Source organism: Brevundimonas sp. Leaf363 (assembly GCF_001424025.1).
In the GTDB taxonomy this organism is placed as follows: domain Bacteria; phylum Pseudomonadota; class Alphaproteobacteria; order Caulobacterales; family Caulobacteraceae; genus Brevundimonas.
The window spans coordinates 161,324-183,200 of the sequence record NZ_LMPZ01000002.1 but is presented as its reverse complement, the minus strand read 5'-3'; the positions used below and the strand labels follow the sequence as shown (position 1 = coordinate 183,200).

The following is a 21,877-nucleotide window of genomic DNA, read 5'->3' as shown; positions in this document are numbered from 1 at the left end:
ACGGCGCAGATTTACTGCAGCAGCGACGCCGTCATCGCGTCGGCCGGCACGTGCGTCAGCTTCGGCCCGTCGGTCCAGACCAGGGCCGCCTCGACCGCGCGACCGGGCCAGGCGCCCTTCAGCACCTCGGCGTATACGGCCAGCTGGATGATGTAGGCGGGGTCCACGTCCTCCAGCCGATCGGGCGCGGGACGGTTCGTCTTGTAGTCGACGATCAGCACCCGGTCCGGCGTCGCCACCAGCCGGTCGATCCGGCCCGAGACGGTGCGTCCCCGGAACGGCCCGACCACCCCCGCCTCGGCGCGCGAGCCGGGGCCGAACACCGGCGCGAAGCGGTCGTCGCGCAGCACCGACAGGGCGGCGGCGATCATCTCCGCGCGCTGGTCGTCCGACAGGTCGCGCTCTCGCGCCAGCAGGCGGACGGCGGCGCTGTCCCAGTCGGCGGGCGGCAGGTCGGGCAGCCGCTCCAGCAGCCGGTGGATCAGGTCGCCGCGCCGGAACCGGCCCATGGCGGCGCCCGCCTGGGTCGCCTGACGCGCCAGGGGCGACAGGGCGGGTGGACGGGCGCGGCCGGTGCTTTCGGCCTCAGCCTGCGACGGGGCCAGCAGGCGCACGCCCGCCTCCGCCTCGGGCGGAGCCAGCAGCCAGCCCGGCGGCGCGGCCGTATCCGCCGCTCGCGTCTCCGCACGCGGCGCTGTGTCCGGATCGGGCCCGAACCGCCGGATCGTCATGTCGCCCTTCTGGACTTCGCGGCCCAGCGTCTGCATCGCCTGGGTCGCCGGACCCCACCAGGCCTCGACGCCGTCCAGCTTGCGGTTGGCGGCGATCCGCCCGCCCAGAATCAGTCGGTCGCGCGCCCGCGTCAGGCCGACATAGAGCAGACGCAGGCTCTCCTCCTCGCCCTTCTTCTTGCGGGCCTCCCGCGCCGTGGCGGTGACAGCGCAGTCGTCCTTTTTGGAGCCGCACCACAGGAAGCCGCCACCCTCGATCTCCAGCAGGGCGTCGCCCAGCGGGTCCTGGAAGATGGTGTCCGGCAGGATCACCACCGGCGCCTCCAGCCCCTTGGACGAGTGGGCGGTCATTACACGGACCTCGCCGCGCGGCTCGTCCATCTCGCGCTTCACCGTCTGGTCCAGCCGGTCCAGATCGGCGGCGAACCGTTCCAGATCGCGCGAGCCGCGCTGTTCCGCCGCCAGGGCCTGGGCCAAAAAGGCGTCGATGGCGTCGGCCGCCTCGGACCCCAGCCGCGTCAGGAACCGCTGGCGCACCGTCAGGCCCCGCCGATCGCGCCGCTCCATCAGGCCGGAGAACAGGTCGAACGGCGTCGCCCTGCCTGCCGCCGCGCGGAAGCCGCCGATCAGATCGGCCGCATCGCCCAAATCCGCCTCGCCCGCCCGGTCCCGCAGCGCCGGCCACAGGCGGCCCGAGCGCTTGTACGCCAGCTCGAACAACCGCTCTTCCGACACGTCGCATAGCGGGCTGCGCAGCACCCCGGCCAGCGATAGGTCGTCAGTGGGGAACAGGGCCGTGCGCGCCAGGGCCCGCAAATCCTCGAACACCGGGTGCGCCGCCAGCTTCAGCCGGTCCGCCCCCGCCACCGGCGCGCCGGAGCGCTTCAGCGAACGCAGCATCTCCTCGAACATCGGGCCGCGCTTCTTGACCAGCACCAGCACGTCGCCCCAGTCCATGGCGCGCAGGGAGCGGGTCTTCGGATCGTGCACCGCCTCGCCACGCCTGACCATCTCGCCGATCTCGGCCGTCAGCTTTTCGGCCAGCCGCCGCCGCGCGCCGCCGCGCTCGGCCGCATCCATCGGCTCGTCCCAGGCCCGGCGGTCGGCCGCCGGCGCATCGACCTCGACCTCCCAGACGTCCACGGTCCCAGGCAGGCCGTCGGTGCGCGCGGCGTCGTGGCGAATGACCGCATCGACCCGGTCCTCCAGCCCGCCGCGACCAGGGCTGAGCGCCTCGGCACGCGCCTGCGTGGCGAAGACGGCGTCCACGAACTGGAGCACCTCGGGCGTCGAGCGCCAGGATTGCAGCAGTTTGACCGTCTCGAACCGCCGCCCGGCCCCCTCGATGATCTGGCGATAGAGCTGGCTCTCCTTCAGCAGCCGTTCCGGCGCCGCGCCCTGGAAGGAGAAGATCGACTGCTTCTCGTCGCCGACGACGAAAACGGTGCGTTCGATCTCGCCGCGCCGCCCGGCCTCATGGGCGCCGTCGCCGCGGAAGAATTCCTCGGTCAGGGCGCGCACGATGTCCCACTGCTCGGGCGAGGTGTCCTGCGCCTCGTCGACCAGCAGGTGATCGACCCCGCCGTCCAGCTTGAACAGCACCCAGGCGGCGCCCGGCCCGTCGGTCAGCAGGTCGCGTGTGCGGGCGATCAGATCGGCGAAGTCCAGCGCGCCCGTCGCCGTCTTGGCCGTCGCATAGGCGCGCCCGTAGACTTCTGCCAGCACCAGGACGCTCAGCGTATTGGCCGCCACGCGCGCGGCGCGGGCGACGTGCACCGCCTCGGCAAGCCGGGTCTGTTCCTCGATCAGCCAGAAAGTTGTGTCGGCGTCGATCTGTTTGGTCGCCATCGACTTGCGCGGCTCGCCATCGGCCGTGAAGAAGATGGCTCGCACCGCCTCGACCACATCGCCTTGGCCACCCGCGACCGCTTCGGCCACCGCCTGCATGGCGACGCCGCGCTTCTGGTCGGTGACCGAGCCGCGCGACAGGGAGCCGGCGGCGGCGAACCAGGCAGCGGGATCCAGATGCGGCGGCGAGACCATCTCGGCCTCGACCGCTTCGGGATCGACCCAGCCGTCCAGACCGACCGCCTCGGCCAGCGCGCCCGGCAGGCCCGCCGCGCCGCCGACCGAGGCGACATAGGCGTCCAGCGCATCGCGCCGCGCCTCGAACCGGTCGAACAGGCCCTCGAAATCAGAATGGGCCAGGGCGCCGGACAGGGCCGCATAGGCATCCGCCACGATGGGCGGGTCGCCCGCCAGCGCCGCCCGCGCCACCGCCTCGCGCGCCGTCACGCGGATGGCGGCGGCCTCGGCGTCGTCGATGACACGGAAGCTGGGCGACACCCCCGCCTCGATCGGGAAGCGGCGCAGCAGCTGTTCGCAGAAGGCGTGGATGGTCTGGATCTTCAGCCCGCCCGGCGTCTCCAGCGCGCGGGCGAACAGGGTGCGGGCGCGCGACAGTTCCTTCGCCGCATACCCGGCCGGATCGCGGTGCTCCAGCCGACCGAGTTCGCCGCGAAGCTCGGCGTCCTCGGCCACCGCCCACTGACCGAGACGCTGATAGAGACGGCGTTGCATCTCGGCGGCGGCGGCTTTGGTGAAGGTCAGGCACAGCACCGCCGACGGCGGCGATCCGCGCAGCAGCAGGCGCGCCACCCGCGACACCAGGGTCGTGGTCTTGCCGGACCCGGCATTGGCCATGACGAAGGCGTTGACGCCGGGATCGGCGGCGGTGGCCTGCGGATTGGGCGCGCTCATCCCTCGCCCTCCGCCTCGTCGGCGACCGACCATTCGCGCACGCGGGCCAGGTGGTCGTAGTCGCTGTAGGCGCGCTGGGCGAACGGCGGGGCCGAGCGCGAGACATAGGCCCGCTCGCGCCTCTCATAGTCGCCGATCAGACGGTTCAGCCCCTCCAGCGCCTCGTCCACCGTCTGCTCGACCGGCTGCGGTTCGCGCTGGCCGGGCCCGCCGACGTCGGTGATGCGCGCGGGCGGATTGCGGCCGGTGACGGAGATGTAGAGCAGGTCCTTGGGCTGGACCGACCCCAGCTCGGCGAACCCGCCCGCCCGCGCGATGGCGGCGGTCAGCGACAGCTGGGGCGAGAAGCCGCTGTTGACCTGTTTCCAGCTCGGCGCCGCGCCGGTCTTGAAGTCGATCACCGAGATGCGGCCGTCATCGACCTCCAGCCGGTCCGCGCGGGCGGTCAGGACGAAGTCGCCGCGCGTCGTCGCCAGGGTCATCCGGCCCTCGCGCTCCTGATAGACATGGGCCCCGCCGGCCCGCCGCTGGGTCTCGAAGTCGGTGGCCCAGACGCCGATGGCGGAGCCCAGGGTCGCCTCGCGCGCCAGCGCCGCCTCGGGCAGACCGGCCTTCAGAAGTTCGGTGCGATAGAGGTCCGCGAACCGGGCCGGCGCGGCTTTGATGGCGCGCGCGTCCCAGCCCTCGGCGAACAGCTCCAGCGCCTTATGGATGGCCTGGCCCCGCAGCATGGCGTCGACCTGTTCGTCGGGGCGGTTGAGGACGCTGAGGCCCAGGATGCGCCGCGCGTAGATGGCGTAGGGGTCACGCACCCAGGTCTCGACGCCGGTGACCGACAACTGCAGCGGCCGGGCCTCCACGGGCGGCGTCGGCGCCGGGCGCGGCGCGGGCTTCAGGCTCATCGGCGGCGCCGGATCGGGCGCGTCCAGCGCGGCGGTCCAGGCCTCCAGACCCTCGCGTCCGGGCAGGCCGTCCAGGCCCGCGCCCCTGGCCAGGGTCTCCAGCCGCCACAGCCAGCGTGACTTCACCGACGGCTGACCGCCGCGCCGTTCGGCGTGCAGCAGGATCACTTCGGGCCCTGACGCGGCCTGGGCGAAGTCGTGGGCCGACAGGCCGATGCGGCGTTCGGGCGGCGGCAGTTCCAGCTTCGTCCGCATCGGCCGCGACAGGAAGGGATCGACGCCGGAGCCGCCCGGCCAGACGCCTTCCTCCAGTCCCGCCAGGATCATCCGGTCGGCCCGCACCAGCCGCGCCTCGATGGCGCCCAGGATGCGCAGCCGCGGATGCACGTCGCCGCCGGTCCGCACCACGACTGCGCCCGCGAGCCGCTCCAGAAGATCCCGGAAACAGTCGGCGTCGACGGGGCCGAGCGCCGCGCCGTCCTCGATGATCTGGGCCAGCAGTCCCGCCGCCGCCTCGCCGTCCGGGCCGCGCCACAGGCTGTCGGCGGGCGCCAGCCGCTCCAGCGCCTCGACCAGGGCGCGGGCCAGAACGTCCGGCGACGCCTGCGACGGCGCGCGCTCAAGGGGCGCCAGCGCGTCACGCACGCGCGCGATCAGATCGAAGACCGCCGCCGCCCGCTCCGGCTCGACGCGGCGGCGGCCGTCGTCCCGCTCGCCCCTGCCGTCGCGCGCCTCGATCAAGCGGGCTTCCAGCGCGGCCCATCCGGTCAGGCGCGGGCCGCGCAGGCCCCAGCGTTCCAGATCGCGCCGTCGTCCGGCCAGATCGCCGGGCTCCAGCCCCAGCTCGACCCGTGGATGCTTGATCAGCGCCAGCAGCGCCACGGCGCTGAAGCCGCGTCCCATCAGGGCCGCCGCCTGCCCCATCAGCACGCCGACCGGCAGTTCGGTCAGCACGGTCCCGGCCGAGGAATCGGCCGTCAATCCCCAGCGCGACAGCCGCGCCTGCACCCGTCGGGCGAACACCGGATCGGGCGTCACCAGCGCCGCGGTGGCGCCCGGCGTCTCCAGCGTCTGGCGCATCAGGACGGCGGCGGTCGCGGCGGCCGCGTCCTCGGTGCGGGCGGAAACGGCCGTCAGCCCGGCCAGCCCCTCGTCCAGCCCGGCGCGGCCCATCCGGTCGATGGTGTCGCGCCAGTCATCCGTGACCTCCGGCGGCTTCAGCGCCTGGGAGATCAGCCGCACGCGGGCCGTGTCCGGCGCAGCGCCGCCCCAGACGGCGACCCGGTCGCGAATCACGCCGGACCGGATCAGCAGACGCTTCATCGCCCCTTGCGGATGCTGGTCGTCCACTGCGTCCCAGGCGCGGTCGTCCAGACCCAGATCAAGACCCGGCAGCACCACGGCCCCTTCCGGCGCCCGACCGACGGCGGCCAGCACGCGTCCGGCGGCGGGGACCGTCCCGGTCGATCCGGCCGCCAGCACGGGGCCTGCGGGCGGGCGGGCGTCCCACTGCTCGGCCAGACGGCTCAGCAGGGCGACCTTCCTGGCCTGCGGGTCCATCAGGCCCAGTTCGGCCAGCCGCTTCGGCCAGGTCTCGACGGCGATGGCCAGGAAGGCGGCGGTCGCCTGCCAGTGCTCGGCCAGATCGGCGTCGACCAGATCGGCGACACGCGATGGATCCTTCACCTCCTCGATCCAGCAACTGTCGAGAAAGCGCCCCAGCGCCTCAGCCATCTCAAGCGCCAGGCGTGGGCGGCCGTGGGCGGGGGCGTGATGCGCCATCACCAGCTTCGCCAGTTCGAACCGCCGGGCCAGGGGTGCGATGGCCGGCGCCAGGTCCAGGCCGATGTCGCCAGGCGCGAAGGGCGGCTCGTCCTCCTCGATGTCGCCCAGCGGCCGGATCTGCGGCAGCAGCAGCGGCCGGTCCGCGCCGATCTCGGCGAAGGCGTCCGACAGGGCCCGCGCCGCGCGGCGGTTGGGCAGCAGGATCACCCCGTCGGCCAGCCGCTCGGGCGCCGCCGGGTCCAGACCGGCCAGCACGCCGCGCGCCAGATCGGCCAGGAACGGCCGATGCGCCGGAATGGTGAACCAGCCGGCCATCAGGCCCCTGTCGAGGACGTGCCGGACTTCAGGCGCGCTTCGGCCTCGTCACGCGCCTGCGGATCGCCGACGTGCATCCAGTCGCCGTCCAGGACCCGGCCGAACAGCCGGCCTTCCTCGGCCAGTCGCCGCCAGATGGGGCTGAGCGAGAAGGGCCCGTCCGGCCCGCCGTCCACGACCTGAGGTCGGGTGATATGCACCCCCATATAGGCATAGGGCGCGCTGTCGGCGTCGCCCCGGAAGCGCAGACGACCGGTCTCCTCCAGGAAGAAGTCGCCCGCCCCCTCGAAACCGATCGACCCCTCGCGCCGCGCCAGCAGCAGGATGGCGTCCATCCTGGCCGGGTCCCAGGCTTCGGCGAGGTCGGCCAGGGCATTGGCCCGGTCGATCCACACGCTATCGATATTGGCGACCCACACCGGCTGATCGCCGACCAGCTCGCGCGCCTTCTTCAGCCCGCCGCCGGTCTCCAGCAGTTCCTCGCGCTCGTCGGAGATGACGATGCGGGGCGTCATCCGCCCGGCCAGATGGCTCTCCAGACGGTCGGCGAACCAGTGGACATTGACCACCGCCTCCTCGACGCCCGCCTCGGCCAGCCGGTCCAGCACATGGTCGATCAGGGCCCGGCCGCCGACTTCCACCAGCGCCTTGGGCCGGTCGTCGGTCAGGGGCCGCATGCGAGTGCCCAGGCCGGCGGCCAGCACCATGGCGGTCTTCGGCGTCGGATAGGCCGTCATGCGCGCACCTCAGGCGGAACGTGGCGGTCGAACCAGCGGGCCACTGTCTCGAGCCCCGGCTTCGTCAGGTTGGCGTTCAGATGCGCCCACATGCGGGGCATGAAATTCAGGTAGCGCGGCTTGCCGTCGCGCGACACCAGCCGGGCGAAGATGCCCAGGATGCGCGCCTCGTTCAGGGCCGCGAGGCCGGCGTAGTCGCGCAGGAAGGCGGCGCGATCCAGGTCGGGGCGCAGGCTGAAATAGTGCTCCAGCGCCTCGGCCTCCACGTCGCCCGGCACGTCGCGACGCGCGTCCTGAAGCAGGGAGTGCAGGTCCCACGACGGATGCGCCCGCACCGCGTCCTGGAAGTCGATCATCCCGACCTGCGCCGCGCCGTCCCGCTCCGGCAGCCAGATCAGGTTCTCGGCGTGATAGTCGCGGTGCGCCATCACCGAGGCCCCGGCCACGCCCGACGCCACCACGGGCGCCCAGGCCTTGCGCCAGTCCGTGATGGCCGCATCATCGAACGACAGGCGCGGCTCTAGCTTGGGCAGCCATTCGACGAACAGATCCGCGCCGCCCTGCAGCGCCGTCTCGTCATAGACCAGCAGCGGCCAGTCCCCGGCCGGCCCTTCCAGCACGTCCGGCGTCGGCGTCTGATGCAGCCGCGCCAGCGCCTCGACGGCAGCCAGATACAGCGGCGTCTCGTCCTGCCCCGCCTCGATCACCCGGGCGAACAGGTCGTCGCCGAAGTCCTCCAGCACCGCCAGTCCCTGCGGCGCGTCCAGCGCTGGAATGTCCGGGGCCGACAGACCGGCCGCGCGCAGCTGGCCCGCCACAGCCGCGAAAGCGTCGACCCGTCCCGCCGACAGGCGGGCGACGGCGTTCCAGCCCTTGGCCTTGCGCTCCTCCGGCGACCAGGCCGGATCGCACGGCGGGCTCTCGGCCGCCGGGGCCTGGTCCATCAGCATGAAGCTGCGGCCGTCCGCCGCCGTCACCCGCTCATAGCGGCGCGTCGAGGCGTCGCCCGGCAGGGACGCGCGGTCGGCGTCCTTCAGCCCCGCCCGCTCGAGCAGGTCCAGGCGCAGGGCTTCGCGGTGGGCGTCAGAGACGGACATGGTTCAGTCGGGTTTCCCAGGAGCCTGCGCCGGAAACGGTCGCAACGCGTCCGTCGCCCGCTTCTTCCAGCGTGATGGTCAGGCGATTCGGACCCAGGATGTCGTCCTGATCGTCGCCCAACCGCTCGGGCCATTCGATCAGGGCGGCGCCGGCGTCCAGCACCTCGTCCAGCCCGATCTCGAACGCCTCCTGCGGCCGCGTCAGGCGGTAGAGGTCGAAGTGCGCCACGGGCGGCGCGGTCTCGTAGAACTGCACCAGGGTGAAGGTGGGCGACGGCACATCCTCGTCCGGCCGCGTCAGGGCCCGGATCAGCCCGCGCGCCAGCGTCGACTTGCCCATGCCCAGCGGACCCAGCAGCAGCACGGCGTCGCCGGGGGCCAGCAGGGGCGCGATCACGGCGCCCAGTCGCCCGGTCTCTTCGGTGTCCTCCAGCGCGATCCTCATGCGAAGACCGCGTCCGGCTGGCCGGGCAGCACCCGCTCGGTGAACGCCTTCAGCGCATAGGTCGCGCGGGCGGCGTCGATATCCAGCCGCGACGGCGGGATCGGCAGGCCCACGGTCAGGCGGAAGGCCTGCTTCCGCTTGTTCAGCATCTCATGGAACAGGGTGATGTCCCGCAGCTCTGGCGAGATCCGGTCGAACCAGTGGAACAGCCGGCTGTGCGGCCCCGTCACATGGATCGGCACGATCGGCGCGCCGTACTTCCGGGCCAGAGAGGCGGCGGTCGGTGCCCACTCCGGATCGGTCAGGGTCTTGTTCTCCATGCGCGCCAGCCGTCCGGCCGGGAACATGACGACGCAGCGTTCGGCCTCGAAGGCCTGTTTTGCGGCCGCCAGCGTGGCGCGGGTCTTCTCGCGGGTGCGCTTGTCGTGGACCCACTCGACCGGAATGATGCTCTCGGCCAGCCGCGGCGCGACCCGCAGGGCGTCCGCGTTGGCGAAGAAGATGGCGTCGCCCCGGCGCTTGCGGATCGCATCATAGACGGCCAGGCCGTCGGCGATGCCGGTCGGATGGTTGCAGATCACCAGACAGCGCCCCGTCTCCGGCAGCCGATCCAGGTTCAGCGTCGAGACCTTGAGATCCAGCAGTTCCGACACATGATTCAGCGCATCCGCCCCGCTGAGCGGCGCCACCGCGTCGGCCATCCGGCGCGCCCGGCCGTAGTTCAGCAGCTTGTAGAGCCCCGGCCGGACCAGCGGCCAGACCGCCGAACCGGTCAGGCGCGGCGCGCGCTCGGCGATCAGTTCGTCGACGATGTGCATCGCCCGCTTGTCGCCGCTCGGCGGCTGCGCGGCAAGGGGCGGCATGCCGCGTGGCGCCCTCACACGCGCCGTCATCCTCGGTCTTGATCCGAGGATGACGGCGGTGGGTTGGAAGGGGCGTCACCGGGACGCCGCCTTTTCCCCACCCCTGCCCGGTGCTACGCCCTCGCCAGTTTCAGTGAAGGATCGCTTCCATGCGTCAACGCGCGACCTTGTCCGCCGCCGTATCCGCCCTCGTTCTGGCCGTCGCCGCCCCGGCGCTGGCCCAGACCCCGCCGGCGCCCCAGCCGCCCGGTCCCGCGACCGCCAACGCCTTCACCTATCAGGACATGATCGCCGCCAACCGGCTGGGCGATCCGCAGGTCTCGCCGGACGGCAAGACGGTGCTCTATTCCCTGACCACCACCGACGTCGCCGCCAACAAGCGGGCCTCGACGATCTGGTCGCGGCCCGTGGGCGAGGGTGAAGCCACCCAGCTGGCCCTGCCGGCCGGCGCCAACACCGCCCGTTTCGCGCCGGACGGTTCGCTGCTGTTCCTGGCCGCAGTGGACGGAACCTCGCAGGTGTGGCGCGCCGCCGCCGATGGCACGGGCGCCCGGGCGATCACCACCCTGCCGCTGGACGTGAGCGCCTTCCGCATCAGCCCAAACGGCAGCAAGCTGGCCGTGTCGCTGGCGGTCTATCCGGACGCCGCCGACCTGGCCGCCTCCGTCGCGCGCAAGGCCGAGGTCGCGGGCGTCGCCACGACCGGCCAGGTCTATGACCGCACCTTCGTGCGCCACTGGGATACCTGGAACGACCACACCCAGAACCACCTCTTCGTCGTCACCCTCGGGGCAGACGGCGCGGCCTCGGGCGATCCCGTGTGGGTCACCAAGGGCTTCGACGGCGACACCCCCTCCAAGCCGTTCGGTGACGAGGCCGACTTCGTCTTCACGCCCGGCAGTGACGGCATCGTCTTCTCGGCCCGCGAGGCCGGCAAGACCGAGCCGTGGAGCACCAACTTCGACCTCTACCGCGCCGACCTGTCCGGCTCGGGCCAGTTCACCAACCTTACCGACGACAATGACGCCTGGGACGCCGGTCCGGTCTTTTCTCCGGACGGCAAGACCCTGGCTTACCGCGCCATGGCCCGCCCGGGCTTCGAGGCCGACCGCTATCAGATCCGTCTGCGCGACATGGCCACGGGCGAAGTCCGCGAAGTCGCCGCCAACTGGGACCGCTCGGCCGACACCCTGCAATGGTCGAAGGACGGCTCGAAGCTCTACACCACCGCCGGCGACGTCGGTCAGACCCGCCTGTTCAGCGTGGACGTCCGCAACGGCATGGTCGTGCCGATCACCGGCCCGGGCCACGTCTCGGCCTTCGTCCAAGCCGAGGGCGGCTTCGTTTTCGCGCAGGACACCCTGACCACGTCGTCGGATCTGTGGTTCAAGACGTATCTGGGCCGCGAGATGCCGCGCCAGCTGACCGACGTGAACCCGTCCTTCGACGACAAGGTCTTCGGCGAGGCCGAGCAGTTCACCTTCGCCGGCTGGAACGGCGAAGAGGTCCACGGCTATGTCATCAAGCCGGCCGGCTATGAGGAAGGCCGCAAATATCCGGTCGCCTTCCTGATCCACGGTGGACCGCAGGGCTCGTTCGGCAACGGCTGGTCCTATCGCTGGAACCCCGAGACCTATGCGGGCGCGGGCTTCGCGGTGGTGATGATCGATTTCCATGGCTCGACCGGCTACGGCCAGGCCTTCACCGACGCGATCAGCCAGCACTGGGGCGATCGCCCGCTGGAAGACCTGCAGAAGGGCTGGGCGCATGCGCTTTCGGCCTACGACTTCCTGGACGGCGATAAGGCCTGCGCCCTCGGCGCCTCGTATGGCGGCTATATGGTCAACTGGATCGCCGGGAACTGGAACCAGCCCTGGAAGTGCCTGGTCAATCACGACGGCGTCTTCGACACCTTCGCCATGGGCCACGAGACCGAGGAGCTGTGGTTCACCGAGTGGGAGAACGGCGGCACGCCCTGGCAGAACCCGCGCGGCTATCAAGAATTCAACCCGGCCAACCACGTCCAGGATTGGCGCGTGCCGATGCTGGTGGTCCAGGGCGACAAGGACTTCCGCATCCCGACCGCGCAGGGCCTGTCGACCTTCAACGCCCTGCAACGGCGCGGCATCGACAGCCGCCTGCTATTCTTCCCGAACGAGAACCACTGGGTGCTGCGGCCGGCCAATAGCCTGCAATGGCACAATGAGGTGTTCGGCTGGCTGAACCGCTACATCGGGGACGACGCGGCGGGCCAGTAACCCCCTCCGCTCATCCCCGCGGGCGCGGGGATCCAGTGAGAACCCCGCGCGCACGGTCGGCCATTGCGACCTTGGCCAAAGGACTTAATCCCCTCGTCCGAGGGGATGAGCGGACGGACCGAAACGACAAAGGGCGCGGCCATCGCTGGCCGCGCCCTTTTTCTTTGGCCGGTGAGGCCGGCTTAGCGGTAGCGCGCGGCCGGGGCTTCGGCGCGATAGACGACGCGTTCGCGCAGCGCATTGGTCAGACGCTGGTGCTGCACCGCGTTCATGCAGCGGGCGCCGTCCCAGCGAGCGCCCGAGGCGCGGGCGGCCAGCACTTCATCGGCGGTGACGAAGGCGGGGCGCGAACCGTCAACCGAGCGGAAGGCCGGCTGGCTGAGGGCGTCCACGTCGCACAGCTGCACGCGGATCGGCTCTTGCGAGGCCGAGGTCGCACGGTTGGCGTCGCCGGCGAAGGCGGGCGCGGTCGTCGCGGCCATCAGGGCGGCGCAAGCGATCAAGGCGGTCTTGTTCATCTTTCTAAATCCTCCAGTCCCCGAAAAACGTCAGGGTTAGGACGAATAATGCGCCGAACCGGCGGTTTGTAAAGCGGTCGCGACAACTTCGTGACACGAACACGACTAATGGTCCGTTTTCTGACGATATTCTTGATGCCCGGTGAAGCGATTCCAGGGGCTTCGGGCTCCAATTCGGCGGTCGCGCGTTGTCAGCCCCTATGCGGATCGCTCTCCCCAACGGCCTGACCGAAAACCTTTCGTGGCCCGCCCTCAGGGGTCGCGCTGTCCAGTGGGGCGGCTGGCTCAACGATAACGACCCGGTCTACAAGGCCGCGCGCCGCCCGGGCCGACTGGAGATCGGGGCCGGCGTCGGCGCCATCCTGCTGATCGCGGCGGTGGTGATCTTCCTGGCCCTGTTCAACTGGAACTGGCTGCGCGGCCCGATCGGCCGCTGGGCCTCGGCCAAGTACGACCGCGAGGTCGCGATCCAGGGCGATCTGGACGTCAATCTGTTCAGCTGGACGCCGTCGGCCACCGTCAACGGCCTGAAGTTCGGCGGCCCGACCTGGGCGCGCGAAAAGGACACCGCGAACGTCGAGAAGATTGAGGCCTCAGTGCGGCTGCGCAAACTGTTCGCGGGCCAGATCGAGATTCCGCGTCTGGCCATCACCCGGCCCGACGTCACCCTGATCGCGGACAAGACCGGCCGCCAAAGCTGGGAGCTCGAGCCCGACAAGCCCGCGACCGGCTCTCCGGCCCGCCTGCCCGTGATCAATCAGCTGCTGATCACCGAGGGCCACGTCACCCTGGACGAGCAGAAGCGCGGCATGACGCTGGACGCCACCGTCACCGCCCGCGACGCCGTGGGCGCACAGGATGACCAGGCGGGCTTTCTGCTGGACGGTCGCGGCGCTCTGAACGGCGCGCCCCTGACGCTGCGGATCGAGGGCGGGGCCTTCGTCAACATCCGCCGCGACACGCCCTATCATTTCACCGCCGACCTGCGCGGCTCGCGCTCGCATCTCGCGGCCGACGGCTCGGTGACGCGGCCGTTCGACCTGGGTCGGTTTCAGGCCACTCTGACGCTGGAAGGCCAGGATCTGGCCGACCTCTACACCCTGACCGGCATCGCGACGCCGAACACCCCGCCCTACCGTCTGTCAGGCGCGCTCAGCCGCGATGACGCGCTTTGGACCTTCAACGACTTCTCCGGCCGCGTGGGCGCCTCGGATCTGTCCGGCGACCTGAAGGTGGGCAAGGTCAACGACCGCATGCGGGTCGAGGCCCAACTGGTTTCGCGCCGCCTGGACCTGGACGACATGCTGGCCATCTTCGGCGCCCGCACCCGCACGACGGCGGCGGGCGACACAACCACTGTCAGTTCCGGCGTGCCCGGCAAGCTGCTGCCCGACGCGCCCCTGCAGGTCGAGCGCCTGCGCGCCATGGACGGCTCGCTGACCTACCGGGCCCAGTCGGTCAAGGCCAACGACCTGGATATCCGTCAGGTCAATCTGGGCGCGGAGCTTGAGAACGGCATCCTCAACCTCGCCCCCGTTTCGTTCAACTTCAACCGCGGCGAGCTGAACGGCACGGCCCGGATCAACGCCCAGAAGGATACGCCCTACAGCACCATCGACTTCCGCCTGGCCGGCTATCCGCTGGAGTCGATCATCCCGGCCGCCAACGGTTCGGTCCCGCTCAGCGGGCGGGCGCTCGGCCGGGCGCGTCTGGAAGGGCCCGGCGCCTCGATCCACGACTTCGCCGGCGCCTCCAAGGGCTCACTCAGCCTGGTGGTGCCACAGGGCCAGATGCGCGCCGCCTTCGCCGAGCTTCTGGGCATCAACGCCAGCGCAGGTCTCAGAAAGCTGCTCTCCGGCGACGAATCGACAACCGAAATCCGCTGCGCCGTCGCCGATTTCAATGTCTCGGGCGGCGTCGCGCGGGCCCAGACCCTGACCATCGACACCGGTGTGGTGCTGGCCAAGGGCACGGGCACGATAAACCTGGGGGCCGAGACGTTCGCCCTGCGCATCGACGGCGAAACCAAGAAACCGCGTCTGCTGCGGGTCTGGGCCCCGATCACGGTCGCCGGCGGATTTACCTCCCCGCGCATCGGCGTGGATGTCGGCCAGGTGGTGGCCCAGGGCGGTCTGGCCGCCGCGCTGGGCGCGGTCATCAGTCCGATCGGCGCCCTGTTCGCCTTCGTCGATCCCGGCCTGGCCAAGGACGCCAACTGCGGCGCCCTGATCGCCTCCGCCCGCTGATTTGAATCGTATCCGCTTCAGACGGATGTTGAGAGGCGGATACGAACCATGCTGAAGCTGGCCGGATGGCGATCGACTGGACGGCGAGCATGACGCGCAGGGGGCTGCTGATTCCGGCCGCCGGCACCCTCTTGGCCGCCTGCACGCCTCTGGGCCTTCTGAACGCGGTCGGGCCGCGCGATCGCATGGCGCGCCGGGTCGCCCGTGACGTCCCCTATGGACCCGATCCCCGCCAGACGATGGACATCTACGCCCCTGACGGCGCCCAGGAAGGCGGAATGCAGCGGCCCGTGCCGCTTGTGGTCTTCTTCTATGGCGGCGGCTGGGACGAGGGGTCCAAGAACCTCTATGGCTGGGCCGCCCAGGCGCTGGCCGCGCGCGGCTTCGTCGTCGCCCTGCCCGACTACCGACTGGTGCCACAGGTAGTCTTCCCCGCCTTCATCGAGGACGCCGCCGCCGCCACCGCCCATGCGGCGAGGATCGCGGCCCAGTACGGCGGCGATCCCAACCGCGTCGCTGTGGGCGGCCACTCGGCCGGCGCCCATCTGGCGCTGATGATCACCCTGGACCGTCGCTACATGACGGCCGTCGGCGACCGCGACCGGATCAAGGCCGCCTTCGGCCTGGCCGGGCCGTACGACTTCCTCCCGTTCGACGTGGACGCCTCAAAGAACGCCTTTGGCCGGGCGCCCGACCCCACGCTGACCCAGCCGGTCACCTTCGTGCGGCCCGACGCCCCGCCGATCTGGCTGGGTCACGGCACGGCCGACACCGTTGTCCACGACGACGACACCGTCATCCTGTCGGACCGCCTGACGGCCGTGGGCGCCCCCGTCGAGGCCAAGCTCTACCCCGGCCTCAGCCACGCCGACTTGATCGCGACCTTCTCGCCCCTGTTCCGCAAGAAGGCGCCGGTGCTGGACGACGTTACGGGCTTCCTGCACCGCGTTCTGGGGTAGCGCTGTCTCGCCAATGCCATGAAGCTTCGCTATCTGAGGCCATGACAGAACAAGAAACGCAAAACCTGAGCGCGTCCGAAGCGCTCGATCTCATCCAGACCCTTTACACCGCCGCCGTCGACAATCTTCGCGAGGCGGTGCGCCGGTTCATCGACACGGGCGAACGCCCCGACCCCAGCGCCCGCGCCGACGGCCTGTTCGCCTATCCCGAGTTGCGCCTGTCGTGGCACGGCGATCGGCCCGAGGATCTGGCGCCCCGCGCCTATGCCCGCCTGTCCAAGCGCGGCAGCTATGCGACCACCGTCACCCGCCCCGACCTGTTTCGTCCTTATCTCACGGAACAGCTGAACTTGCTGGCCGCCGAATACGGCGCGGTGTTCGAGGTGGCGCCTTCCAAACAGGAAATTCCCTTCCCCTATGTGCTGGACCAGCTGGAGATCGCGCCAGACAGGTCGCTGACGGCGGCGCTGGCGCGCTGGTTCCCGACGACCGACCTGGCGAACATCGGGGACGAGATCGCCGATGGCCTGTTCGACCCTGCCGGCGACCTGCCGCTGAGCCACTTCGACGGCCTGCGGACCGACTTCTCGCTGGCCCGGCTGCGCCACTACACCGGCACGCCGGTGGACGACGTCCAGTCCTACGTCCTGTTCACCAACTACAACCGCTACGTCGATGAGTTCGTGCGTTGGGCCATCGAGCAGCTGAAGCGGCCGGATAGCCCTTACAAGACCCTGTCCTGCGCCGGCGGCGTGGTCATCGACAAGGACACCCCCGATCCCCAGAACGCCATCGGCAACGACGCCTGGAAGAAGCACCAGATGCCGGCCTTCCACCTGACGGCGCCGGACCATACGGGCATCACCCTGGTCAACATCGGCGTCGGCCCGTCCAACGCCAAGACCATCTGCGACCACCTGGCCGTTACCCGGCCGCACGCCTGGATGATGATCGGCCACTGCGGCGGCCTGCGCGCCAGCCAGTCCATCGGCGACTACGTCCTGGCCCACGCCTATCTGCGGGACGACCACGTGCTGGACGCGGTGCTGCCGCCGGACATCCCGATCCCGTCGATCGCCGAGGTCCAGCGCGCCCTCTACGACGCCACCAAGTCGGTCAGCGGCATGCCGGGCGATCTGGTCAAGCTGCGCCTGCGCACCGGCACCGTGGTCACCACCGACGACCGGAACTGGGAGCTGCGCTACTCCAAATCGGCCCTGCGCTTCAACCAGTCGCGCGCCGTTGCCATCGACATGGAAAGCGCCACCATCGCGGCCCAGGGGTACCGGTTCCGCGTCCCCTACGGAACGCTGCTGTGCGTCTCCGACAAGCCGCTGCACGGCGAGATCAAGCTGCCGGGCCAGGCCAATCGCTTCTACGAGGGCTCGATCTCGGAGCATCTGCAGATCGGCATCCAGGCGGTGGACCTGCTGCGCCAGGAAGGCCCGCGTTTGCACTCCCGCAAGCTACGCGCCTTCGACGAGCCGCCTTTCAGATAAGCAGGGGTCGCTACCGCTCGCCGCGCGGCGGCTCGCTGCCTGAGCGACAGGGAGCGGGGTCAGCCCTGTCCCCTTTACTCCCGTCATCCTCGGACTTGATCCGAGGATCGGGTTGTCCGGTGGGCAATCGGGGCAGGCTCAGACGCCGCGCTTCAAGCCATTCGAAGGTCCGCACGACCAACGCCTGATCCTCGGATCAAGTCCGAGGATGACGGGAGTGGGACGAGGCGTCCGCCACTACTCCTGCGGCCGCCGCAACAGGTACAGCCCGAACCCGATGAACTCGCGGCCGAAGTCGAACATCGCCTTCACCCGGTCCGCCGAGGTTCGCACCGCCCCGGCCTCGGGCGCATCCGGGTGCGCCGACAGCCAGGCCTGCGCCGCGCCGTCCATGGTCGCGACATAGCGGTCCCAGGTCGCGTCGGACGACATCTCAGCCGACACGACCTCCAGCCCGGCGCCCTCGGCCGCTCGGCGGTATCCCGCGTCGGTATGATAGGTGTTGGATCCCTCGACGATCAGACGCAGCGGCTCGGGCGGCGTGTCGGTCCAGACCAGGTCGCCCCACAGGATGAAGCCGCCCGGAGTCAGATGTTCGCGCAGCCGCTCCATCGCCGCCTCCGGCTCGCGCGAGCCCGGTCCGGCCGGATCGGTGGCGCCGATCACGACCATCAGGTCGAACGGCCCCTCGGCGTCCATCGCGGCCGTCGAAGTCATCTCGGCGACCCGCACGTCCAGCCCGGCGGTCCGCTCACGCGCCAGATCGGCCATGGCCGGATCGCGCTCGACCGCCGTCACCGCCATGCCGAAGCGCTGGGCCAGCCGCCCGGCGACGGCGCCGTTGCCGGTTCCGATGTCCAGCGCCCGCGCACCGGGCCGCAGGCCGCTCAGCGTCACGGCGCGGTCCACCGCCGCCATCTCCAGCGCGTTGCAGACGTCGAGCGCCTCATAGGCGATGCGGTGAAAACTGGTGCGCACGGCCGAGGTCTAGCCGTTCGCGCGGACGCCGTCAGTGGGTTAAGAGACGCGCATGACGCCGGCCCTGCCGATCGATCCCGATCCCGCCCCCTTCGCCGCCAAGGCCGAGGCGGTCCTGCCGTGGCGCGACCCGCTGGCGGTCGCGGCGGGGCTGCGCGATGCGCCAGGCGCCGTCGCCCTGCTGTCCGACGGCGCGGCAGGGCGCTCCCATGTCGCGGCGGAACCGGATGCGGTCTGGGAAGGCGGCGAGGGTTTCGCATCGCTGGCCCGGCCGGGCTGGCGCCAAGGCGTCGTCGGCCTGGCTGCCTACGACGGCGGGGCGCGGGCGGCCACCGGACCACGCCCGCCGGCCGGTGACGGCTGGCCCGACCTGACCTTGGCCCGCTATCCGGCCCGCCTGCGCTTCGACCACGCCGAGCAGCGGCTGACCGCCGTCGGGCGCGGCGTCGATGCGGCCTCGGCCCACGCCGCCCTGGAGCGCGCGGTCGCCTTCGCCGAAGCGGCCGCGGCCGCAGCCGCGACCACGCCGGCCCCGCCCGCCCGCGCCTTCGTCGCCGAGAGCTCGGACGCGTCCTATCGCGCCGCCGTCCGCGACGTGGTGGCCCGCATCGGCTCAGGCGAACTGTTCCAGGCCAATATCGCCCGCGCGTGGTCGGGCGCGCTGAACCCCGGGGGCGACCCATTCGACGTGATGCTGCGCCTGCAGGCCGGGCGGGCGTCGGCGTTCGGCGCCTGCTGGCGACTGGGCGACCGGTCGCTAGTGTCAAACTCGCCTGAGCTGTTCCTGACATATGACGCCGCGACCGGCCGCATCGAGACGCGGCCGATCAAGGGCACCCGTCCGCGCGGCGCCGATCCGATCAGCGATGCGCGTGAGGCCGAGACCCTGCGGCTCAGCGCCAAGGATCGGGCCGAAAACCTGATGATCGTCGATCTGATGCGCAACGACCTGGCGCGCGTCGCCCAGCCCGGTTCCGTGCGGGTCGATCGACTGTTCGAGATCGAGACCTTGCCGACCGTCCACCATCTGGTCTCGACGGTCTCCGGGCGCGCCGCGCCGGGCGTCGACGCCGCCGATCTGTTGGCCGCCGCCTTCCCGCCCGGCTCGATCACCGGCGCCCCCAAGCGTCAGGCCATGAAGGTGATCGCCGCGCACGAACCGCCGCGCGGCGCCTGGTGCGGAGCCCTGTTCCACATCGACGACGACCGCCGCCTGACCGCCTCGGTCCTGATCCGCACAGCCAGCTTCCGGATGTCCCAAGGACTTTGGCGCTTTCGCGCGCTCGCCGGCGCGGGCATCACCGCCGACAGCGATCCCGAAGCCGAGCGGCTGGAGGTAGACGCCAAGATCCGGGCGCTGCGGGAGGCGCTCTCGGGCGCCTGAGCCCTGGCCGCTAGTTGGTGTAGGCCACCGTCTCCACGTTCCGCGGCCTCAGGTAATAGCTGTGCGAGAACTTGGTGATCGACGGCATCAGATAGTCTACCGGCGAATCGTAGTCGTAGGTCGCCTCGGCCATGACGACGCTCTCGCCATTGGCCAGCAGGCCCGTCGGCAGGGTCACGTTCGACCCGACGGGACGCGCGGTCAGGCCCGTTCCGCGCGACCAGATGACCTTGGCCACGCCCGAGCTGTTGACCGTGATATTGCTGACCCGCTGCTTCAGCGGATTGGCGGAGAAGGGCTTCATCACCAGCGCCCCGACCGTGAAGAAGTCGTCGACGTTGGACCCGCTGAGGGTCGAGCTTTGCGCCACCAGGTCGGCCACCGTCGCGGCCACGTGGCCCATCCGCTTCTGGGCCATATAGCCCTGACAGAACTCGGCCATGCCGAAATAGAAGGCGATCATGACGGGCGCCAGCAGGGCGAACTCCACCGCCGAAACGCCGCGCCGGTCGCGGCCGAGCCGTGTCAGCAGGCCCATCACCACGGCTCGTTCTTGAAGGCGGTCACGGCCATCAGCATGGCCGACCCGTCGTTCAGCCGCGACAGGCCCTGCGACAGGAAGGGGGTCAGCAGCGGCTGCTTGTACCAGACCCGCACCACGGTGATCGTGCCCGTGCCGCCTTGGTTGTAGGTCAGCGACGCGTTGTTGAACGTCCCGGTCGCCATCGGGTCCGGCAGGGTGGTGTTGAACTGGGTGATGGTGCGAACGTCGACATAGGCGCGGCTGGAGCAGTCGCCCGAGAAGATGCTCATGTTGGCGCACAGCTTGGTCTTGAACGTCGAGGCGGTCAGCCCCTGCTGTTCCGCCTGGCCCGTACGGATCAGGCGCCCGGTCGAGATCACCGCGTTCTCGAGCACCGAGTCGATCACGAACACCAGGCCCAGCTCGAGCACGGCGAACATCATGAAGCAGAACGGCAGGGCGACGATCGCGAACTCGACCGCCGCCGAGCCTTCCTCGGCGCCGCGACGACGTTTGATCACACGAAAGAAGCGGCGCGACTGCATGGGCCGGATCAGGGGGTCGGCGTGGCGGGAGCGGCGTCGCCCCCGGCGGAACGAACGCTGGGCGCGCACGAAGCGGCGCAGGCCATCTCTGTCATCTGCCCGCCGCGCCAAACCCGCACCGCGCCCGTGGCGCCGCCGGTGACCACGACCTGGTTCTGGAACAGGGTGCGGCCGATCGAGTCGACCACCGCGATGTCGGTGACGCCGTAACCCTTGCCGACGATGTACAGGGTGTTGGCGTCCACCACCTGGACGTCGGCGATCTGAGGATTGCCGACGATCACCGAGGCCGCCGCGCCGCGCAACTGCACGCGCTGGGTGTGGTCGATCTCGACCGACAGCGTGCCGGACTGGGCGAAGGCGGGCGTGGCGATGGCCGCAACGGCGAGGGCGGCGGCGATCAGGCGGGTCATGGACATCGTCGACCTTGAAACGAGGGCGCGCGCGAACGCGAGGCCCGCAAGGTCGCGCGCAAACCTCAAGAAAGGCTGAAGCCGGCAAACGACGTCTCATTCACAGTAAACGCGAAGTAACCATCTTTCTGTTCTTGGCTCGTTTCGATTCACCGCCCTTTAATCGCTGTCGGCGATGGTCATCCTCGATGTGTGGGGGTCAAGCGGGCGAACCGAAGACCCTGAGTGGTTCAATCGAAAAGCCTGCTTAGGACAAAGGATACTCAAGATGACCAAGTTCGTTTCGCGTTTCGTCAAGGATGAGTCGGGCGCCACGGCCATTGAATATGGTCTGATCGCCGCCCTGATCGCCGTGGTGATCATCTCGGCCGTGACCGCGCTCGGCACGACCATTAAGACCAAGTTCAACGCCGTCGTCACCGGCATGGGCGGCACCGCCGGCGCCTGATCGGCCCGACGAAGCACTCTTGAAACCGGCAAGGGCCGGGGTGGAAACGCCCCGGCCCTTTTGCTGTCCGCGAGCCCTGGTTCGAAGAAATCGCGGTGAATCGCGCAGTAACCACGCCTGACGACCCAGCCTTAACCCGTCCTGTCCATGATGAACGGGTCAAACGGGGGTCAAGCGGGCGACCGGCTCCTCCCAAGTCCAACCGCCTGCTCAAACCCAAGAGGAACATTCAAATGACCAAGTTCGCCACGCGCTTCCTGAAGAACGAATCCGGCGCCACCGCCATCGAGTACGGCCTGATCGCCGCCCTGATCGCCGTCGTCATCATTTCGGCCGTGACCGCGCTCGGCACGACCATCAAGACCAAGTTCAACGCCGTCGTGACCGGCATGGGCGGCACCGCCGGCGCCTAATCGGCCCAGCGACAACGTCTTGAAACCGGGGGGCCGGAGCGGAAACGCTCCGGCCCCT

Annotated in this window: 18 protein-coding genes; 7 read left to right on the top strand and 11 right to left on the bottom strand. The window is 70.4% G+C overall.

Annotated features, from left to right (window positions below):
• Positions 1–11 precede the first annotated feature (11 nt).
• Genes addA through ASG17_RS03995 form a run of 6 tightly spaced genes read right to left on the bottom strand, consistent with a single transcriptional unit; the run spans position 12 to position 9,635 of the window.
• Positions 12–3,491 (bottom strand): double-strand break repair helicase AddA, encoded by a 3,480-nt coding sequence (gene addA, locus ASG17_RS04020; RefSeq protein ID WP_056099530.1) that lies wholly within the window; start codon positions 3,489–3,491, stop codon positions 12–14.
• Entirely contained in the window at positions 3,488–6,493 is a 3,006-nt protein-coding gene (addB, locus tag ASG17_RS04015) for a double-strand break repair protein AddB (protein WP_056099528.1), read from the bottom strand. The genes addA and addB overlap by 4 nt, the downstream gene beginning before the upstream one ends.
• Entirely contained in the window at positions 6,493–7,200 is a 708-nt protein-coding gene (gene murU / locus ASG17_RS04010) for an N-acetylmuramate alpha-1-phosphate uridylyltransferase MurU (protein WP_082496193.1), read from the bottom strand. Before murU ends, addB begins: the two co-directional genes overlap by 1 nt.
• A gap of 26 nt (positions 7,201–7,226) precedes the next feature.
• Complete coding sequence (gene amgK, locus ASG17_RS04005) at positions 7,227–8,327, bottom strand: N-acetylmuramate/N-acetylglucosamine kinase AmgK (RefSeq protein ID WP_056099521.1); 1,101 nt, start codon at positions 8,325–8,327, stop codon at positions 7,227–7,229.
• Positions 8,314–8,772 (bottom strand): tRNA (adenosine(37)-N6)-threonylcarbamoyltransferase complex ATPase subunit type 1 TsaE, encoded by a 459-nt coding sequence (tsaE, locus tag ASG17_RS04000; RefSeq protein WP_056099519.1) that lies wholly within the window; start codon positions 8,770–8,772, stop codon positions 8,314–8,316. The genes amgK and tsaE overlap by 14 nt, the downstream gene beginning before the upstream one ends.
• A complete protein-coding gene (locus tag ASG17_RS03995; protein WP_056099516.1) occupies positions 8,769–9,635 on the bottom strand; it encodes a GNAT family N-acetyltransferase in 867 nt (288 codons plus the stop codon). The genes tsaE and ASG17_RS03995 overlap by 4 nt, the downstream gene beginning before the upstream one ends.
• Positions 9,636–9,784: 149 nt before the next feature.
• On the opposite strand from ASG17_RS03995, the gene ASG17_RS03990 reads away from it, so the two are divergent.
• Positions 9,785–11,893: a S9 family peptidase gene (locus tag ASG17_RS03990; RefSeq protein ID WP_056099513.1), complete on the top strand. Its 2,109-nt coding sequence runs from the start codon at positions 9,785–9,787 to the stop codon at positions 11,891–11,893.
• 182 nt (positions 11,894–12,075) lie between these two features.
• Here ASG17_RS03990 and ASG17_RS03985 read toward each other — a convergent pair whose 3' ends face one another.
• On the bottom strand, positions 12,076–12,411 hold the full coding sequence (locus ASG17_RS03985) for a hypothetical protein (protein WP_056099510.1): 336 nt from the start codon (positions 12,409–12,411) through the stop codon (positions 12,076–12,078).
• Positions 12,412–12,611: 200 nt separating this feature from the next.
• On the opposite strand from ASG17_RS03985, the gene ASG17_RS03980 reads away from it, so the two are divergent.
• From ASG17_RS03980 to ASG17_RS03970, 3 genes are all read left to right on the top strand, one after another.
• Positions 12,612–14,657: an AsmA family protein gene (locus ASG17_RS03980; RefSeq protein WP_082496103.1), complete on the top strand. Its 2,046-nt coding sequence runs from the start codon at positions 12,612–12,614 to the stop codon at positions 14,655–14,657.
• A 65-nt stretch (positions 14,658–14,722) separates the two neighbouring features.
• Positions 14,723–15,616, top strand: a complete 894-nt coding sequence (locus ASG17_RS03975) for an alpha/beta hydrolase (RefSeq protein WP_056099506.1) — start codon at positions 14,723–14,725, stop codon at positions 15,614–15,616.
• A gap of 41 nt (positions 15,617–15,657) precedes the next feature.
• A complete protein-coding gene (locus ASG17_RS03970) occupies positions 15,658–17,115 on the top strand; it encodes an AMP nucleosidase (protein ID WP_056099503.1) in 1,458 nt (485 codons plus the stop codon).
• A 237-nt stretch (positions 17,116–17,352) separates the two neighbouring features.
• On the opposite strand, the gene ASG17_RS03965 is transcribed toward ASG17_RS03970, so the two are convergent.
• A complete protein-coding gene (locus tag ASG17_RS03965; protein WP_056099502.1) occupies positions 17,353–18,093 on the bottom strand; it encodes a cyclopropane-fatty-acyl-phospholipid synthase family protein in 741 nt (246 codons plus the stop codon).
• 52 nt (positions 18,094–18,145) lie between these two features.
• Between ASG17_RS03965 and ASG17_RS03960 the strand changes: the two genes are divergently transcribed.
• Positions 18,146–19,477 (top strand): anthranilate synthase component I family protein, encoded by a 1,332-nt coding sequence (locus tag ASG17_RS03960; protein ID WP_082496102.1) that lies wholly within the window; start codon positions 18,146–18,148, stop codon positions 19,475–19,477.
• A gap of 10 nt (positions 19,478–19,487) precedes the next feature.
• On the opposite strand, the gene ASG17_RS03955 is transcribed toward ASG17_RS03960, so the two are convergent.
• From ASG17_RS03955 to ASG17_RS03945, 3 genes are read right to left on the bottom strand one after another with little or no spacing between them, the layout of a single operon-like run.
• Positions 19,488–20,015, bottom strand: coding sequence for a TadE/TadG family type IV pilus assembly protein (locus ASG17_RS03955; RefSeq protein WP_056099499.1), 528 nt, complete (start codon positions 20,013–20,015; stop codon positions 19,488–19,490).
• On the bottom strand, positions 20,015–20,545 hold the full coding sequence (locus ASG17_RS03950; RefSeq protein WP_056099496.1) for a TadE/TadG family type IV pilus assembly protein: 531 nt from the start codon (positions 20,543–20,545) through the stop codon (positions 20,015–20,017). The genes ASG17_RS03955 and ASG17_RS03950 overlap by 1 nt, the downstream gene beginning before the upstream one ends.
• Positions 20,546–20,553: 8 nt before the next feature.
• Positions 20,554–20,958 (bottom strand): pilus assembly protein N-terminal domain-containing protein, encoded by a 405-nt coding sequence (locus ASG17_RS03945; RefSeq protein ID WP_056099494.1) that lies wholly within the window; start codon positions 20,956–20,958, stop codon positions 20,554–20,556.
• 268 nt (positions 20,959–21,226) lie between these two features.
• On the opposite strand from ASG17_RS03945, the gene ASG17_RS03940 reads away from it, so the two are divergent.
• Both ASG17_RS03940 and ASG17_RS03935 read left to right on the top strand, forming a co-directional pair.
• Positions 21,227–21,406, top strand: coding sequence for a Flp family type IVb pilin (locus tag ASG17_RS03940; RefSeq protein WP_056099491.1), 180 nt, complete (start codon positions 21,227–21,229; stop codon positions 21,404–21,406).
• A gap of 233 nt (positions 21,407–21,639) precedes the next feature.
• On the top strand, positions 21,640–21,819 hold the full coding sequence (locus tag ASG17_RS03935; RefSeq protein ID WP_056099489.1) for a Flp family type IVb pilin: 180 nt from the start codon (positions 21,640–21,642) through the stop codon (positions 21,817–21,819).
• Positions 21,820–21,877: the final 58 nt, after the last annotated feature.

Bases quoted from the DNA above. Each gene is read 5' to 3' on its own strand.
- addA (WP_056099530.1), bottom strand. From the start codon at position 3,491: ATGAGCGCGCCCAATCCGCAGGCCACCGCCGCCGATCCCGGCGTCAAC.
- addB (WP_056099528.1), bottom strand. From the start codon at position 6,493: ATGGCCGGCTGGTTCACCATTCCGGCGCATCGGCCGTTCCTGGCCGAT.
- murU (WP_082496193.1), bottom strand. From the start codon at position 7,200: ATGGTGCTGGCCGCCGGCCTGGGCACTCGCATGCGGCCCCTGACCGAC.
- amgK (WP_056099521.1), bottom strand. From the start codon at position 8,327: ATGTCCGTCTCTGACGCCCACCGCGAAGCCCTGCGCCTGGACCTGCTC.
- tsaE (WP_056099519.1), bottom strand. From the start codon at position 8,772: ATGAGGATCGCGCTGGAGGACACCGAAGAGACCGGGCGACTGGGCGCC.
- ASG17_RS03995 (WP_056099516.1), bottom strand. From the start codon at position 9,635: ATGCCGCCCCTTGCCGCGCAGCCGCCGAGCGGCGACAAGCGGGCGATG.
- ASG17_RS03990 (WP_056099513.1), top strand. From the start codon at position 9,785: ATGCGTCAACGCGCGACCTTGTCCGCCGCCGTATCCGCCCTCGTTCTG.
- ASG17_RS03985 (WP_056099510.1), bottom strand. From the start codon at position 12,411: ATGAACAAGACCGCCTTGATCGCTTGCGCCGCCCTGATGGCCGCGACG.
- ASG17_RS03980 (WP_082496103.1), top strand. From the start codon at position 12,612: ATGCGGATCGCTCTCCCCAACGGCCTGACCGAAAACCTTTCGTGGCCC.
- ASG17_RS03975 (WP_056099506.1), top strand. From the start codon at position 14,723: ATGGCGATCGACTGGACGGCGAGCATGACGCGCAGGGGGCTGCTGATT.
- ASG17_RS03970 (WP_056099503.1), top strand. From the start codon at position 15,658: ATGACAGAACAAGAAACGCAAAACCTGAGCGCGTCCGAAGCGCTCGAT.
- ASG17_RS03960 (WP_082496102.1), top strand. From the start codon at position 18,146: ATGACGCCGGCCCTGCCGATCGATCCCGATCCCGCCCCCTTCGCCGCC.
- ASG17_RS03955 (WP_056099499.1), bottom strand. From the start codon at position 20,015: ATGGGCCTGCTGACACGGCTCGGCCGCGACCGGCGCGGCGTTTCGGCG.
- ASG17_RS03950 (WP_056099496.1), bottom strand. From the start codon at position 20,545: ATGCAGTCGCGCCGCTTCTTTCGTGTGATCAAACGTCGTCGCGGCGCC.
- ASG17_RS03945 (WP_056099494.1), bottom strand. From the start codon at position 20,958: ATGACCCGCCTGATCGCCGCCGCCCTCGCCGTTGCGGCCATCGCCACG.
- ASG17_RS03940 (WP_056099491.1), top strand. From the start codon at position 21,227: ATGACCAAGTTCGTTTCGCGTTTCGTCAAGGATGAGTCGGGCGCCACG.
- ASG17_RS03935 (WP_056099489.1), top strand. From the start codon at position 21,640: ATGACCAAGTTCGCCACGCGCTTCCTGAAGAACGAATCCGGCGCCACC.